12 protein-coding genes are annotated in these 16365 nt (G+C 71.2%); 9 read left to right on the top strand and 3 right to left on the bottom strand.

What is annotated here, in order from left to right:
- Positions 1-24 precede the first annotated feature (24 nt).
- On the bottom strand, positions 25-3984 hold the full coding sequence (eccCa, locus tag ABD363_RS27835) for a type VII secretion protein EccCa (RefSeq protein WP_344608405.1): 3960 nt from the start codon (positions 3982-3984) through the stop codon (positions 25-27).
- Positions 3985-4148: 164 nt separating this feature from the next.
- On the opposite strand from eccCa, the gene eccD reads away from it, so the two are divergent.
- The 6 genes from eccD to ABD363_RS27805 all read left to right on the top strand — a co-directional run bounded on the left by eccD (position 4149) and on the right by ABD363_RS27805 (position 11276).
- The gene (gene eccD, locus ABD363_RS27830) at positions 4149-5618 is read left to right on the top strand and encodes a type VII secretion integral membrane protein EccD (protein ID WP_344608403.1); all 1470 of its coding nucleotides are present in this window, start codon (positions 4149-4151) and stop codon (positions 5616-5618) included.
- A gap of 194 nt (positions 5619-5812) precedes the next feature.
- Positions 5813-6100: a 30S ribosomal protein S15 gene (gene rpsO / locus ABD363_RS27825; protein ID WP_030619140.1), complete on the top strand. Its 288-nt coding sequence runs from the start codon at positions 5813-5815 to the stop codon at positions 6098-6100.
- Positions 6101-6425: 325 nt separating this feature from the next.
- Positions 6426-8660, top strand: a complete 2235-nt coding sequence (locus ABD363_RS27820; RefSeq protein ID WP_344608399.1) for a polyribonucleotide nucleotidyltransferase — start codon at positions 6426-6428, stop codon at positions 8658-8660.
- Complete coding sequence (locus tag ABD363_RS27815) at positions 8657-10036, top strand: M16 family metallopeptidase (RefSeq protein ID WP_344608397.1); 1380 nt, start codon at positions 8657-8659, stop codon at positions 10034-10036. The genes ABD363_RS27820 and ABD363_RS27815 overlap by 4 nt, the downstream gene beginning before the upstream one ends.
- Positions 10037-10061: 25 nt before the next feature.
- The gene (gene dapB / locus ABD363_RS27810) at positions 10062-10814 is read left to right on the top strand and encodes a 4-hydroxy-tetrahydrodipicolinate reductase (RefSeq protein ID WP_344608395.1); all 753 of its coding nucleotides are present in this window, start codon (positions 10062-10064) and stop codon (positions 10812-10814) included.
- 18 nt (positions 10815-10832) lie between these two features.
- Positions 10833-11276, top strand: a complete 444-nt coding sequence (locus ABD363_RS27805; RefSeq protein ID WP_344608393.1) for a tetratricopeptide repeat protein — start codon at positions 10833-10835, stop codon at positions 11274-11276.
- 61 nt (positions 11277-11337) lie between these two features.
- On the opposite strand, the gene ABD363_RS27800 is transcribed toward ABD363_RS27805, so the two are convergent.
- Positions 11338-11892, bottom strand: a complete 555-nt coding sequence (locus ABD363_RS27800) for a hypothetical protein (RefSeq protein WP_344608391.1) — start codon at positions 11890-11892, stop codon at positions 11338-11340.
- A 113-nt stretch (positions 11893-12005) separates the two neighbouring features.
- The gene (locus ABD363_RS27795) at positions 12006-12245 is read right to left on the bottom strand and encodes a hypothetical protein (protein ID WP_344608389.1); all 240 of its coding nucleotides are present in this window, start codon (positions 12243-12245) and stop codon (positions 12006-12008) included.
- A 214-nt stretch (positions 12246-12459) separates the two neighbouring features.
- Between ABD363_RS27795 and thyX the strand changes: the two genes are divergently transcribed.
- The 3 genes from thyX to ABD363_RS27780 all read left to right on the top strand — a co-directional run bounded on the left by thyX (position 12460) and on the right by ABD363_RS27780 (position 16148).
- A complete protein-coding gene (gene thyX / locus ABD363_RS27790) occupies positions 12460-13200 on the top strand; it encodes an FAD-dependent thymidylate synthase (protein WP_344608387.1) in 741 nt (246 codons plus the stop codon).
- Between the two features lie 209 nt (positions 13201-13409).
- Complete coding sequence (dapA, locus tag ABD363_RS27785; RefSeq protein WP_344608385.1) at positions 13410-14309, top strand: 4-hydroxy-tetrahydrodipicolinate synthase; 900 nt, start codon at positions 13410-13412, stop codon at positions 14307-14309.
- A gap of 153 nt (positions 14310-14462) precedes the next feature.
- A complete protein-coding gene (locus ABD363_RS27780) occupies positions 14463-16148 on the top strand; it encodes a ribonuclease J (protein WP_344608383.1) in 1686 nt (561 codons plus the stop codon).
- The last annotated feature ends 217 nt before the right edge of the window (positions 16149-16365 follow it).

The following is a 16365-nucleotide window of genomic DNA, read 5'->3' as shown; positions in this document are numbered from 1 at the left end:
TCGAGTCACAACTAACCGATCACCTTAGTGCCGTTGCGGAAGCAAGCCCACCTGAATCAGCGGCGTACCGCGCTTCCTTGATACGAACACGCCACGTCCCGGCGGCATGGGGCGGGCCCGGACGCCGCCGAGGATGTCGCCCTCGGTCGGATCGCCCGACAGCACCACGCCCTGGGCGCCGAGTTCCTTCAGCCGCTGCATGAACGACTCGTACATGGCGCGGGACGCGCCGGCCGAACTGCGCGCGACGATGAACTTCACGCCCACGTCGCGCGCGAACGGCAGGTGTTCCACGAGCTGCGACAGCGGATTGCCGGAGCTGGTGGCGACCAGCTCGTAGTCGTCGACGATGACGAACAGCTGCGGGCCGTTCCACCAGCTGCGGTCGCGCAGCTGCTGCGGAGTGATGTCCGGCTTGGGCGCGCGCATCTCCATGAACTGGCGCACGGCGTCCATGTGCACCTGCATCGCCGACGCCATGGGCGCGTACTCCAGCAGGTGCTGCTCCGGCACCGCCTCCAGCATGGTGCGCCGGTAGTCGCCGACCACGATGCGGGCCTCGGCGGGGGTGTAGCGCTCGGCGATCTGCTTCGCGATCAGACGCAGCAGGTTGGTCTTGCCGGACTCGCTCTCGCCGAGGACGAGGAGGAACGGGTCGGTGTCGAAGTCGATGAAGACCGGCTCCAGGTTCGCCTCGTCGATGCCGATCGCGATGCCGTGCTGCGGGAACTCGAAGCCCTTGGGCAGCTGGTCGGCCGGCAGCTTGCGGGGGAGCAGGCGCACGGCCGGGGCGGGAGGCCCCTGCCAGCGGTCCTTCACCGCCTGCACGAGCTGCGCCGTGGCCTCGGACAGGCTCTCGGCGTCGGAGGACGAGTCGATCCGCGGCATCGCCGTCATGAAGTGCAGCTTCTGGGGGACCTGGCCGCGGCCCGGCACCCCGGTCGGCACGTTCACGGCGACCTTGCGGTCGAACTCGGAGTCCATGGCGTCGCCCAGGCGCAGCTCCAGCCGGCCGAGGATCTGGTCCTTGAGGGCCGCTCGCACCTCCATGTACCGCGAGGCGGTGAGGACCACGTGGATGCCGTAGCCCAGGCCCCGGCCGGCGATGTCGTTGACGACGCCCTCGAGGCCCTCGTAGTCGTTGCGGAAGCCGCCCCAGCCGTCGATGACCAGGAAGACGTCTCCCCAGGCCTCGCCCGGCAGGTCGCCCGCCGCGCGCCGCCGGCGGTAGGTGGCGACGGAGTCGATGCCGTGGGCGCGGAAGAACTGCTCGCGGCGGTTGAGGATGCCCGCGACCTCCGCGACCGTGCGCCGGACGCGCTCCGGGTCCAGCCGGGAGGCGACACCGCCCACGTGCGGCAGGTCGGCCACCGCGGCCAGGCCGCCGCCACCGAAGTCCAGGCAGTAGAACTGCACTTCGTGCGGGGTGTGGGTCAGCGCGAAGGAGGCCACCAGCGTGCGCAGGAGGGTCGACTTGCCCGACTGCGGGCCGCCGACCACCATCATGTGGCCCGCGGCGGCCGAGAAGTCCTGGTACAGGATCTCCCGCTTCTGCTCGAAGGGCTTGTCGATCAGGCCGAGCGGAACCGTCAGACCGCCCGGCCGGGAGTACTCCGGCGGGTGGAGTCCGCGCTGGGGGGAGACGGCCAGGGCGGGCAGCAGCTCGTCCAGCGTCGGTGCCCGGTCCAGCGGCGGAAGCCACACCTGGTGCGCCGGCACGCCCTGCCCCTCCAGCCGCTGCACGATGACGTCCAGCACGGTGTCGGCCAGCGCGTCGTCCTCCGGCCGGTCGGGGGTCCGCGGCTGCTCCGGGCCGGGTTCCGCGTACACCACGGGCACCGGGGCCGCGGTGAACAGCGCCGGCCGGCGCTCGACGGGCGTCCTGCCGCGGTCGATCTCCGGTCCGCCCGCCCGGTAGGGCCCCGACACGTACGCCGCCTTGAAGCGCACCATCTCGTCCGTGCCGAACTTCAGGTAGCCCGAGCCGGGGACGGACGGCAGGTGGTACGCGTCCGGCACGCCGAGCGCCGCCCGCGACTCGGCCGCGGAGAACGTCCGCAGGCCGATCCGGTACGACAGATAGGTGTCCAGTCCGCGCAGCCGGCCCTCCTCCAGCCGCTGCGAGGCGAGCAGCAGGTGCACGCCCAGCGACCGGCCGATGCGCCCGATCTGGATGAACATGTCGATGAAGTCGGGCTTGGCGGTGAGGAGTTCGCTGAACTCGTCGATCACCAGGACCAGCGATGCCAGCGGTTCCAGGGGGGCGCCGGCGGCCCGCGCCTTCTCGTAGTCGTGGATGTTGGCGTAGTTGCCGGCCGCGCGCAGCAGCTCCTGGCGGCGCTGCAGCTCGCCGCGGATCGCGTCGCCCATGCGGTCCACGAGCGTCAGGTCGTCGGCGAGGTTGGTGATCACGGCGGCGACGTGGGGCATCTGGGACATGCCGGCGAAGGTCGCGCCGCCCTTGAAGTCCGCCAGGACGAAGTTGAGCGTCTCGGACGAGTGCGTGACCGCCAGGCCGAGCACCAGCGTGCGCAGCAGCTCCGACTTGCCGGAGCCGGTCGCCCCGACGCACAGGCCGTGCGGGCCCATGCCGTCCTGGGCGGCCTCCTTCAGGTCCAGCATCACGGGCTGGCCGTTCTCCCCGACGCCGATCGGCACCCGCAGCCGCTCCGGCGTGGACCGCGGCCGCCAGGTGCGCCTGACGTCCACGGACGCCGCGTCGCCCAGACCGAGCAGGTCGGTGAAGTCCAGGTTGGCCAGCAGCGGTTCGTCGTCGTCACCGCCGCCCATGCGCAGCGGCGCCAGCTGCCTCGCCAGCGCCTCCGCGGCGGGCAGGGAGATCCCGTCGGGCACGCCCTCGTAGACGACCCCGCTCCCGGAGTCCAGCCACAGCCGGTCCGGACGCACGACGACGGAGAGGTCGCCGCGCGGCTGGTCCAGGTCGCCGGAGACGACCTCGAGGACGGTCACGCCCTGCAGGCCCTCCGCGGCCGCGAAGGCCGAGGTCGGGGGAACCATCCCGCCGTCGAGGACCACCAGGACGTGCGGCTGGTCCAGCAGCGGCTGACCGTCGCGGCTGAACCGCGGCCGGCCGTCCAGCCGGCCGGCCAGCAGCTGCTCCAGCTCACCGAGGTCGTCCCCGAACAGGCGGCGCGTGCCGGCCCCGTCGAGCCGGCCCGGCGCCTGGCAGTGCGGAAGCCACTTCGTCCAGTCCCACCGGCCCACCGCGCCCGGCGCCGCCACCACGGCCAGCACCAGGTCGTCGGGGGAGTGCAGCGTGACGGCCTGGGCGACCAGGGCCCGGGCCGACGCCTGGGCGCTGTCCGGATCGCCGGAGACCGTCACGTGGTAGAAGGCGCGCAGCGACACCGCGACCGGCAGGCCGTCCAACTGTCCGTGCACGGACAGGAAGCGCTGCATGGCGCCGGCGCACAGCGGCTCCAGTTCGTCCACCGGGGCGGTGTGCGGGGCGACGAGCGGGGTGGCCAGCTGCTGCGGGCCCAGCCCCACCCGCACCTGTCCGAAGTCGCTGTCCCCGACGCGCCTCTCCCACACCCGGCTGCCCTCCGCGACCACCGCCCACAGCTGTTCCGGGGCGGGGTGCAGGTACAGCTGGGCGTCGCGCTGGCGCAGGGCCGTCCGGCGCACCGTGCGGCGCGTCTGCGCCAGGTACCGGAGGTAGTCGCGGCGCACATCGGCCATTTGCCCCTGCGTACCCCGGCGGTAGCGGACGATCTGCGCGATCACCATCGCGGCCGTCGACACCAGCATCACCACGCCCATGATCCGCATGAACGGATGGGCGTTGGGGGACGCGAAGTAGAACACCACCGACGAGCCCATGCCGAGGGTCGGCAGGACCTGCATCAGGATGCCCTCCTGCTGCCCGCGCGGCAGTTCGGGAGGAGCCTCCAATTGGAGTTCGTCCGAGGGCACTTCGGGTGGCAGCGCACGCGGCGGGCGCTTGATGACGATATGGCTCACCGGAGCATCAATCCCCCTATACGGACGATCGGTTGCGCACCGGCACCCCCGTGGTGACGGTCGTCCTCCGCTTCCCGGTGATCCTACGTGTCATCACCGACGGCGCTTGTCGGTAGGGTGGCGCCCCGCAGCGTACGCATCCGCGAAGCAGGGGGTCAGTGAAGGTGAGTACGACCACGGCGACCGGGTTCTGCCGAGTCACTGTCGTGGCGCCCGACAGCCGTATCGACGTGGCGCTCCCGGTGGACATCCCCGTGGCCGACGTCTATCCGGAGATCCTGCGCCTGACGGGACAGACCCAGCCGGTCGGCAGCCCCACGGGGTACCACCTGGTGCGCCGTGACGGCCGGGTCCTCGACGGCGCCCGCACGCTCGCCGACGAGCGGGTCCTGGACGGCGAGGTGCTCAGCCTGCGCCCGTTCGCGGAGTCCCTGCCGCCCGCCGTCCACGACGACGTGGCGGACGCGGTCGCCTCCGCGGTCGTGCGCGACCGGCACCTGTGGAGCGACGACCTGTTGCGCGTGGCGGGACTGACCGCGGGCGCCCTGCTTCTGCTGCTGCTCGGATTCGTCCTGTGGTTCGCCGATCCGGTGCGCCACGACATGCACGGCCTGCCGGGCGTCGTCGCGGGCGGCCTGGGCGTGCTGCTGACCGCCTTCGCCGGTGTGCGCGCACGGGTCTACGGCGACCGGGGCTCGGCCGTCGCCCTCGGACTGGGGGCGCTGCCGCTGCTGCTGATCGCGGGATCCGGGATCGTCGCCCCCGCGGCCGGGCAGGGGCCGGGCAAGCTGCAGTTCATGCTGGGCTGCGTGGCCGTCCTGGTGGCCTCGGTGGCCCTGGTCGCGTGCGCTCCCGGCGCGGACGCGCCCTTCGTGGCGGCCACCTTCCTGGCGGCGGTGGGCACCCTGGCCACCTTCGTGGCGATCGCCGCCGAGGCGTCCGCCACCGCCGCCGCGGCGGTGTGCGCCCCCTGCGCGATCGGCGTGGTCGCCTTCCTCCCGGGCCTGTCCGCGCGCTTCGCCCGGCTGCCCATCGGCTACGCGTCCCCGCGTTCCGCCGCCCACGACGACCTCGACCCGGGCCCCGCGCACGGCCCCGACGCCGAGGCCCTCGACGCCGAGCGCATCGCCGCCCAGGCCCGGCGCGGTCACGAGATGCTGCTGGGCCTGGTGGGCGGTACCGCGGCCGTCGTCGTGGGGTCCGCGGCCGTCCTCGGTTTCTCGGACAACCTCTGGGGACAGCTCCTGGCCCTGGCCACCGGCCTGTCCATGCTGATCCGCGCCCGTCTGTTCCGCTACACGTCCCAGGTGGCCTGCGTCCTCGTCGCGGGCATCGGCGCCGTCGCCCTGCTGCTGCTCGGCCTGGCGCTGAACCCGCCGGCCGAGGCCCTGACCGAGTTCGTCCTGCACGACGACCGGGGAGCGCTCGACACGCGCACGATCTGGCTGACGGCGGCGGTCTCGGCCGGCGCCGCCCTGGTCACCGCCATCGGTCTGATCGTCCCGCGCAAGGGGCTGTCCCCCTTCTGGGGCCGCTTCCTCGACCTCGCCGAGTCGGCCGTCCTGCTCACCCTGGTCCCGCTGTGCCTCGCCGCGCTGGGCGTCCTGACCACCGTGCGCTCCCTGACGGGCTGACCCCGCAGCGGGCCTCGGACGATCGCGTCCGGCCAGGCTGGTACCCTGAGTGACGGCCGTTCGTGTACGCACCCCCGGAGCCCTCCGCTCTGGAGGCCGCGCCCAGCGGATCCCCGCCTCCCGAGTTGTGGAAGTCCCCCCGCGAAGAAGACCGGGGGCACTCGGTGGCCGCTCACAGACCATGAGGAGTACGCGTGTCGCTCGACGCCGCCACGAAGAAGCAGATCATCGCCGAGTTCGGTACCAAGGAGGGTGACACCGGCTCCCCCGAGGTCCAGGTCGCTCTGCTGTCCCGTCGGATCTCCGACCTGACCGAGCACCTCAAGACCCACAAGCACGACCACCACTCCCGCCGCGGCCTGCTGATCCTGGTCGGTCAGCGCCGCCGGCTGCTGCAGTACCTCGCCAAGAAGGACATCCAGCGTTTCCGTACGCTGGTCGACCGCCTCGGCATCCGCCGCGGTGCGGCGGGCGCCAAGTAAGACGCCGTGAAGGGAGCGGTTCCCAGAGATCGGGGGCCGCTCCCTTTGCTGTACGTGCGCACTGTCACTGCCTCTTTGTAGTGTGGTAGCACGATGCACTATGCATGACACAGCGTGATACGACCCGCCCATAGTGGGTACGGCGTCATCACGTAAGACGAACGAGGAGGAGCGCACCTCGCCGCCGCCGGTCCTCGGTAGTGGCCCCCGGGCGAGCGAACCCGGGTGCTTCGATCGAAGACCGGCCCGCACCAGACGGAGCGCTTCTCCGCCACCGTCCCCCTGCCACACGGGCAGCGAGGACGAAGACGAGGAGAAAACGCTAGTGGAGAACGAGACCCACTACGCCGAGGCCGTCATCGACAACGGCGCCTTCGGCACCCGCACCATCCGTTTCGAGGCGGGCCGCCTGGCCAAGCAGGCCGCCGGTTCCGCCGTGGCGTACCTGGACGACGACACCATGGTGCTGTCGGCCACCACCGCCTCCAAGCAGCCCAAGGACCAGCTCGACTTCTTCCCGCTGACGGTCGACGTCGAGGAGCGGATGTACGCCGCCGGCAAGATCCCCGGCAGCTTCTTCCGCCGCGAGGGCCGGCCGAGCGAGGACGCGATCCTCACCTGCCGCCTGATCGACCGCCCGCTGCGCCCGTCCTTCAAGAAGGGCCTGCGCAACGAGATCCAGGTCGTCGCCACAGTGATGGCCCTCAACCCCGACCACCTGTACGACGTCGTCGCGATCAACGCCGCGTCCGCGTCCACGCAGCTGGCCGGCCTGCCCTTCTCCGGCCCGATCGGCGGCGTCCGCGTCGCGCTGATCCGCGGCCAGTGGGTGGCCTTCCCGACGCACACCGAGCTCGAGGACGCCGTCTTCGACATGGTCGTCGCGGGCCGCGTCCTGGAGGACGGCGACGTCGCGATCATGATGGTCGAGGCCGAGGCCACCGAGAAGACGATCAAGCTGGTCGAGGGCGGGGCCGAGGCGCCCACCGAGGAGGTCGTCGCCGCCGGTCTGGAGGCCGCGAAGCCCTTCATCAAGGTGCTCTGCAAGGCCCAGTCGGACCTCGCGTCCAAGGCCGCCAAGCCGACCGCCGAGTTCCCGATCTTCCTGGACTACCAGGACGACGTCTTCGAGGCGCTGACCGCCGCCGTCCGGCCCGAGCTCGCCCAGGCGCTCACCATCGCCGGCAAGCAGGAGCGCGAGGCCGAGCTGGACCGCGTCAAGCAGCTCGCCGCCGAGAAGCTCCTGCCGGAGTTCGAGGGCCGCGAGAAGGAGATCTCCGCCGCGTACCGCGCGCTCACCAAGCAGCTGGTGCGCGAGCGCGTGATCAAGGAGAAGAAGCGCATCGACGGCCGCGGCGTCACGGACATCCGTACGCTCGCCGCCGAGGTCGAGGCCATCCCGCGGGTGCACGGCTCCGCGCTGTTCGAGCGTGGCGAGACCCAGATCCTGGGCGTCACCACCCTCAACATGCTCCGCATGGAGCAGCAGCTGGACACCCTCTCGCCGGTGACCCGCAAGCGCTACATGCACAACTACAACTTCCCGCCGTACTCCACCGGCGAGACCGGCCGCGTCGGCTCCCCCAAGCGCCGCGAGATCGGCCACGGCGCCCTCGCCGAGCGCGCCCTGATCCCGGTCCTGCCGTCGCGCGAGGAGTTCCCGTACGCGATCCGTCAGGTCTCCGAGGCCCTCGGCTCCAACGGCTCGACGTCCATGGGCTCGGTCTGCGCCTCCACCATGTCGCTGCTGAACGCCGGTGTGCCGCTGAAGGCCCCGGTCGCCGGCATCGCCATGGGCCTGATCTCCCAGGAGATCGACGGCGAGACGCACTACGTCACGCTGACCGACATCCTCGGCGCCGAGGACGCCTTCGGCGACATGGACTTCAAGGTCGCCGGCACCAAGGACTTCGTGACCGCCCTCCAGCTCGACACCAAGCTGGACGGCATCCCGGCCTCCGTCCTGGCCGCCGCCCTGAAGCAGGCCCGCGACGCCCGCCTGCACATCCTCGACGTGATGATGGAGGCCATCGACCGGCCCGACGAGATGTCCCCGCACGCCCCGCGGATCATCACCGTCAAGATCCCGGTCGACAAGATCGGCGAGGTCATCGGCCCCAAGGGCAAGATGATCAACCAGATCCAGGAGGACACGGGCGCCGAGATCACCATCGAGGACGACGGCACGATCTACATCGGCGCCGCCGACGGCCCCTCGGCGGAGGCCGCCCGTACGGCGATCAACTCCATCGCCAACCCGACCATGCCCGAGGTCGGCGAGCGCTACCTCGGCACGGTCGTCAAGACGACCACCTTCGGTGCGTTCGTCTCCCTGCTGCCCGGCAAGGACGGTCTGCTGCACATCTCGCAGATCCGCAAGCTGGCCGGCGGCAAGCGCGTGGAGAACGTCGAGGACGTGCTCGGCGTGGGCCACAAGGTCCAGGTCGAGATCGCCGAGATCGACTCCCGCGGCAAGCTCTCCCTCGTTCCGGTGATCGAGGGCGAGGAAACCGCGTCCGACAGCGGCTCCGACACCAAGAAGGACGACGCCGACCAGTGACGTCCCGCGGCTCCAAGGCGACGGCCCGCATCTCCTCGGGGGCGCGGGCCGTCGCCCGTACCCAAACCCTCATCGAGGGCACCGGCGGCATCGGCACGGTCCGCAAGACCACCCTCCCGGGCGGTCTGCGGATCGTCACCGAGACGCTGCCCTCGGTCCGCTCCGCCACCTTCGGCATCTGGGCGCACGTCGGCTCCCGCGACGAGACGCCGTCCCTGAACGGCGCCACGCACTACCTGGAGCACCTGCTCTTCAAGGGCACGTCGCGCCGGAGCGCGCTGGACATCTCCTCCGCCATCGACGCGGTCGGCGGCGAGATGAACGCGTTCACGGCCAAGGAGTACACGTGCTACTACGCGCGCGTGCTCGACACCGACCTGCCCCTGGCCATCGACGTCGTCTGCGACATGCTGACGGGTTCCCTCATCCTCGAGGAGGACGTCGACGTCGAGCGCGGCGCGATCCTCGAGGAGATCGCGATGACCGAGGACGACCCGGGCGACTGCGTGCACGACCTGTTCGCGCACACGATGTTCGGCGACCACCCCCTCGGCCGCCCGGTCCTCGGCACGGTCGACACGGTCAACGCCCTCACCGCCGACCGCATCCGCCGCTTCTACAAGAAGCACTACGACCCCACCCACCTGGTGGTCGCGTGCGCCGGCAACATCGATCACACCAAGGTCGTGCGGCAGGTCCGCGCCGCCTTCGAGAAGGCCGGCGCCCTGAAGAACCCGGGCGCCGCCCCCGTCGCCCCGCGCGGCGGCAGCCGCACCGTCCGCACCGCGGGCCGGGTCGAGCTGATCGGCCGCAAGACCGAGCAGGCGCACGTCGTCCTCGGCATGCCGGGCCTGTCCCGCACCGACGAGCGCCGCTGGGCCCTCGGCGTGCTCAACACGGCCCTCGGCGGCGGGATGTCGTCCAGGCTCTTCCAGGAGGTCCGCGAGAAGCGCGGCCTGGCCTACAGCGTGTACTCGTACACCTCCGGCTTCGCCGACTGCGGCCTGTTCGGCGTGTACGCGGGCTGCCGTCCCAGCCAGGTGCACGACGTGCTGAAGATCTGCCGCGACGAACTCGACCACGTCGCCGAGCACGGCCTGTCCGACGACGAGATCGGCCGCGCCATCGGCCAGCTCCAGGGCTCCACGGTCCTCGGCCTGGAGGACACCGGCGCGCTGATGAACCGCATCGGCAAGAGCGAGCTGTGCTGGGGCGAGCAGATGTCCGTCGACGACATGCTGGCCCGGATAGCCTCGGTCACCCCGGACGACGTCCGCTCGGTCGCCCGCGACGTCCTCGGCCGGCGGCCCTCGCTGTCGGTCATCGGCCCGCTGAAGGACAAGCAGGCGGCCCGGCTGCACGACGCCGTCGCCTAACCCCTCCGGTAAGGAAGCAGAAGAGATGAGCAAGCTGCGCGTGGCGGTCCTCGGCGCCAAGGGCCGGATCGGCTCGGAAGCCGTACGGGCCGTCGAGGCCGCCGAGGACATGGAACTCGTCGCCGCCCTCGGCCGGGGCGACAAGCTGGAGACGCTGGCCGAGACCGGCGCCCAGGTCGCCGTCGAGCTGACCACCCCCGCCTCGGTCATGGGCAACCTCGACTTCTGCGTACGCCACGGCATCCACGCGGTCGTCGGCACGACGGGCTGGACCGACGAGCGCCTCGCGCAGCTGAGGGGCTGGCTCGGCCGGTCCCCGGAGACCGGCGTGCTCATCGCGCCGAACTTCTCCATCGGGGCCGTGCTCACCATGAAGTTCGCGCAGATCGCCGCGCCCTGGTTCGAGTCCGTCGAGGTCGTCGAGCTGCACCACCCGAACAAGGTGGACGCCCCCAGCGGCACCGCCACGCGCACCGCCCAGCTCATCGCCGAGGCCCGCCGCCGGGCCGGCTCCGCCCCCGCCCCGGACGCCACGGTCACCGCCCTGGACGGCGCCCGCGGCGCGGACGTCGACGGCGTCCCCGTGCACGCGGTCCGCCTGCGCGGCCTGCTCGCCCACCAGGAGGTCCTGCTCGGCGGCGAGGGCGAGACCCTCACCGTCCGGCACGACTCCCTGCACCACAGCAGCTTCATGCCGGGCATCCTGCTGGGCGTGCGCCGGATCGTGACGACCCCCGGCCTCACCTTCGGCCTGGAACACTTCCTGGACCTGGACTGAGCTGAGCCCCCGACCCCCATGCGCGCGAAGATCTCCTACGCCGTCACGGCCGCCGTCCTGGTCGTCTACTTCGTCCTGGCCGGCAGCCGCGGCGTGCTGCTCATCGAGACCGGTACGCCCCTCACCGTCGCCTTCGGCGTCGCGGTGCTGATCCTGCCGGTGATCGGCCTGTGGTTCCTGTGGAAGAACACCCAGTTCGTCCGCAAGGCCAACCGGCTCGCCGCCGAGCTGGACGCCGAGGGCGGCCTGCCCGTCGACGAGCTGAAACGCACCCCCAGCGGCCGTATCGACCGCGACTCGGCCGACGAGGTCTTCGCCCGGCGCAAGGCCGAGACGGAGGCGGCGCCCGACGACTGGCGCAGCTGGTTCCGGCTCGCCGTCGCCTACCACGACGCCCGTGACACCCCGCGCGCCCGCAAGGCCATGCAACGGGCGATCGCCCTGCACGACGCCTCGCGGTGACCTCTTCGCACGAGCGGGCGGGGCCCGGTCCGGGCCCGGACCGGGCCCCGCCCGCCGGTGCTCACGGCCGCCCGTGCTCCTCGGCCCACGCCCGCACCGCGTCGGCGGCCCGGTCGAACGCCTCCGTTCGTGCCAGGAAATCCGCGTTGTGCGTGGTCAGCAGCGGTGGTACGGCGCCCGCGGCCCGGCCCCGCCGGTCCAGGTGCAGGGCCTGCCCCTGCACCGCGCGCGGCAGCCCGAGCCAGCGCACCGGCTGCTGCACCGTCCGCACGCCGGCCACCTGCCCCCAGGGTGTCGTGCGCGTCGTGAAAAAGCCCGTGCGCCGCAGCCCCTGCGCGCTCACCCACACGCCCGCGCGCAGCAGCCGCAGGGCGACGGCGATGACGGCCAGCGCGATGCCGAGGACCACGCCGCCCTCCGACGGCGTGCCCGTCGCCGCGATGAGCGCCGCCGCGACCAGCACGAACGAGGCGAGCAGCAGCAACAGCGCCGCCACGCCCACCCGCCACGGCCCCGGACGGTAGGGCCGCCGCCAGCGATCTCGGTCGTCGTACGGCAGCGCGACGTCGTCCACCGCGTCGAAGGCGCGGTCGGCCGTCAGGAAGGGCAGGGGCACGGCTGGTCCTCACTCGCTCCATGCGTGGGCTGTGCCCGGTGAGGCTACCGACCTGTGTCCCCGGTCACCACCCTCGGGGGGCCGGATGGCGTCAGCGGGGGAGCCCTGCGGGTTCAGCGCCCGTCGGAGGCCTGGGACTGCTGCGTCCGCGGGGAGGAGGGGTCGAGCGACAGCGCCGGCATGCCGAGCACCAACGACCCCGCGAGCGCGGCGACGATCGTCAGTCCCAGCAGCCAGCGCCCGGCCATCTGGCCGAGGGAGACCCGCTCACGGGGCGGGGGAGCGACATTGCTGCGGAACCTGTCGGCTTCGGCGAGGAAGGCGAACGGGACGGGTTCGCGCCGGCGGGACATCAGGGGTGCGTCTCCTTCCGGGACTCGAACTGATCACTGTCGTCAACACAGACGATCGGATGCCCCGAAAGGTGCCCGCTTTCCGTGAATTCGCAGAACTTCGCCGCCCTATGTCGTGGCCCGGCACCGAACGCCCGGTGTCGGCGCCGGGCCGTAGAGTGTTCGCCGCCCGGAAGAAGTGTCCGGAAGAAGTGATGGAAGGACCGTTCCCGTCGTGACCGACACCCCCGCCGACGACCTCAAGCCCAGCTTCCGCAGCGACGTCACCGTCGAGCTGGTCAAGCACACCGCGTCCGACGCGGACGTGCTGTTCGCCGCCCGCGTCTCGACGATCGGCGAGCAGTCCCTGGACGAACTGGACAAGGACCCCGAGCGTTCCAAGGGCCTGATCAACTACCTGATGCGGGACCGGCACGGCAGCCCCTTCGAGCACAACTCGATGACCTTCTTCATCAGCGCCCCGATCTTCGTCTTCCGCGAGTTCATGCGGCACCGCGTGGGCTGGTCGTACAACGAGGAGTCGGGCCGCTACCGCGAGCTGCAGCCGGTCTTCTACGTCCCCGACGAGTCCCGCAAGCTGGTCCAGGAGGGCCGCCCGGGCAAGTACAGGTTCGTCGAGGGCACCCGGGCCCAGCAGGAGCTGGTCGGCCGCGTCATGGAGGACTCCTACCGGCAGTCGTACGAGGCCTACCAGGAGATGCTCGCCGCCGGCGTCGCCCGCGAGGTGGCCCGCTCGGTCCTCCCCGTCGGCCTCTACTCCTCGATGTACGCCACCTGCAACGCCCGCTCCCTGATGCACTTCCTCGGCCTGCGCACCCGGCACGAGCTGGCGAAGGTCCCCTCCTTCCCGCAGCGGGAGATCGAGATGGTCGGCGAGAAGATGGAAGCCGAGTGGGCCAGGCTCATGCCGCTCACCCACGCGGCCTTCAACGCGAACGGCCGCGTGGCGCCGTGAGGCGCCCCTGTTCCCCCGCTGGGCGCGGAGGGCGGATCAACCTCGCGAAGTGTCCGTATTGCGGCATTTAGAGAAGTTCATCTAGCCTGATCAAACGGGTCCGGCACTGCTTGAACCCCCGAGCAGGCAGTGCCGGGCTCCCCCTGTGTCACGACTGGTCGCCCGCCCCGAGGGCAGACCCCACCCTGAGCAGCGAGTAGCGTGTAACCATGGCTCCGACCTCCACTCCGCAGACCCCCTTCGGGAGGGTCCTCACCGCCATGGTCACGCCCTTCACGGCGGACGGCGCACTCGACCTCGACGGCGCGCAGCGGCTCGCCGCGCACCTGGTGGACGCAGGCAACGACGGCCTGGTCGTCAACGGCACCACCGGCGAGTCCCCCACCACCACCGACGCGGAGAAATCGGATCTCGTACGAGCGGTCCTGGAGGCGGTCGGCGACCGCGCCCACGTCGTGGCCGGCGTCGGCACCAACGACACCCACCACAGCGTCGGGCTCGCCCGCGCCGCGGAGAAGGCCGGCGCGCACGGCCTCCTGGTGGTCACCCCCTACTACAACAAGCCCCCGCAGGAGGGCCTCTACCAGCACTTCAAGGCCGTCGCCGACGCCACCGAGCTGCCGGTCATGCTCTACGACATCCCCGGCCGCAGCGGCGTCCCGATCACCACGGAGACGATCGTCCGCCTCGCCGAGCACCCGCGGATCGTCGCCAACAAGGACGCCAAGGGCGACCTCGGCCGCGCCAGCTGGGCCATCGTCCGCTCCGGCCTCGCCTGGTACTCCGGCGACGACATGCTGAACCTGCCCCTGCTCTCGGTGGGCGCGGTCGGCTTCGTCTCGGTCGTCGGCCATGTCGTCACCCCCGAGCTGCGCGCCCTGGCCGAGGCGTACACCGCGGGCGAGGTCCAGAAGGCCACCGAGATCCACCAGAGGTTGCTGCCGGTCTACACGGGTATGTTCCGCACCCAGGGCGTGATGACCGCGAAGGCGGCGCTCGCCCTGAAGGGCCTGCCCGCCGGCCCGCTGCGCGCCCCCATGGTGCAGTGCACGCCGGAAGAGATCGAGCAGCTCAAGCTCGATCTCGCCGCCGGCGGGGTACAGCTCTGACAACAGACTTCGCGCGACCGCTCGCGCACGCAGGCTCCACAACTGAAGACGCAGGCCACCGGTGCCTGCACCCACACGACAACTGCTTCTGCACGAACGTCATGCGCGCCACGTGCCCCACCGGTACGTGGCGTGTGTGGTGAGGAGAGTCTTTTGAGTCATCCGCATCCTGAACTCGGCCCGCCGCCGCCCCTCCCCAAGGGCGGCCTGCGGGTCACCCCGCTCGGTGGCCTCGGCGAGATCGGCCGGAACATGACGGTCTTCGAGTACGGCGGCCGCCTGCTGATCGTCGACTGCGGAGTGCTTTTCCCCGAGGAGGAGCAGCCCGGAATCGACCTGATCCTGCCGGACTTCTCGTCCATCCGGGACCGCCTCGACGACATCGAGGGCATCGTCCTCACCCATGGCCACGAGGACCACATCGGCGGCGTCCCCTACCTCCTCCGGGAGAAGGCGGACATCCCGCTGATCGGCTCCAAGCTGACCCTCGCCCTCATCGAGGCCAAGCTCCAGGAGCACCGCATCCGCCCCTACACCCTGGAGGTGGCGGAAGGGAACCGCGAGCGCATCGGCCCCTTCGACTGCGAGTTCGTCGCGGTCAACCACTCCATCCCCGACGCGCTGGCCGTGGCCGTCCGCACCCCCGCGGGCATGGTGGTCCACACCGGCGACTTCAAGATGGACCAGCTTCCGCTGGACAACCGCCTCACGGACCTCCACGCGTTCGCGCGCCTGAGCGAGGAAGGCATCGACCTCCTCCTCTCCGACTCCACGAACGCCGAGGTCCCCGGCTTCACGCCGCACGAGCGGGACATCTCCAACGTCCTGCGCCAGGTCTTCGCCGGCGCCCGCAAGCGGATCATCGTGGCGAGCTTCGCCAGCCACGTCCACCGCATCCAGCAGATCCTGGACACGGCGCACGAGTACGGCCGCCGGGTCGCCTTCGTCGGCCGCTCCATGGTCCGCAACATGGGCATCGCCAGGGACCTGGGCTACCTGAAGGTCCCGCCGGGCCTGGTGGTGGACGTCAAGACGCTCGACGACCTGCCCGACAGCGAAGTGGTCCTGGTCTGCACGGGCTCCCAGGGCGAACCGATGGCCGCCCTGTCCCGCATGGCCAACAGGGACCACCAGATCCGCATCGTCGAGGGCGACACAGTGATCCTGGCGTCGTCCCTCATCCCGGGCAACGAGAACGCGGTCTACCGCGTGATCAACGGTCTGACCCGCTGGGGCGCGAACGTGGTCCACAAGGGCAACGCCAAGGTCCACGTCTCGGGCCACGCCTCGGCCGGCGAGCTGCTGTACTTCTACAACATCTGCCGCCCGAAGAACCTGATGCCGGTCCACGGCGAGTGGCGCCACCTGCGTGCCAACGCCGAGCTGGGCGCCCTGACCGGTGTCCCGCACGACCGCATCGTCATCGCCGAGGACGGCGTCGCCGTCGACCTCGTCGAGGGCAAGGCGAAGATCTCCGGCAAGGTCCAGGCGGGATACGTGTACGTCGACGGCCTCTCGGTCGGCGACGTGGGCGAGCCGGCGCTGAAGGACCGCAAGATCCTCGGCGACGAGGGGATCATCTCGGTCTTCGTCGTCATCGACTCGTCCACCGGCAAGATCACGGGCGGGCCGCACATCCAGGCCCGTGGCTCGGGGATCGAGGACTCGGCCTTCGGCGAGGTGGTTCCCAAGATCACGGAGTCCCTCGAACGTTCCGCCCAGGAGGGCATCGTCGAGCCGCACCAGCTCCAGCAGCTGGTGCGCAGGACACTGGGCAAGTGGGTCTCGGACACGTACCGGCGCAGGCCGATGATCCTCCCTGTGGTCGTGGAGGTCTGACGGGTCCACCGGACCCCGCGCCCGCGTGAACCTGGAGCGGGGCGTCGCGATTTGCATCGGGGCGCCCCGCTCCAGTACGTTTACAACTCCTCCCGGACGGGCACCCGACCACCTCGTGCGTCGGAACGGCTCCCGGAGGGAGGGAAATTCCGACTCAGAATCTCTGATAAAGTCGGAGCCGCCGGAAAGGGAAACGCGGAAGCGGGAACCGGGAAGG

This window comes from Streptomyces glaucus (assembly GCF_039533365.1).
In the GTDB taxonomy this organism is placed as follows: domain Bacteria; phylum Actinomycetota; class Actinomycetes; order Streptomycetales; family Streptomycetaceae; genus Streptomyces; species Streptomyces glaucus.
The sequence above is the reverse complement of the archived record's forward strand: the minus strand, read 5'-3'. Positions and strand labels throughout refer to the sequence as shown.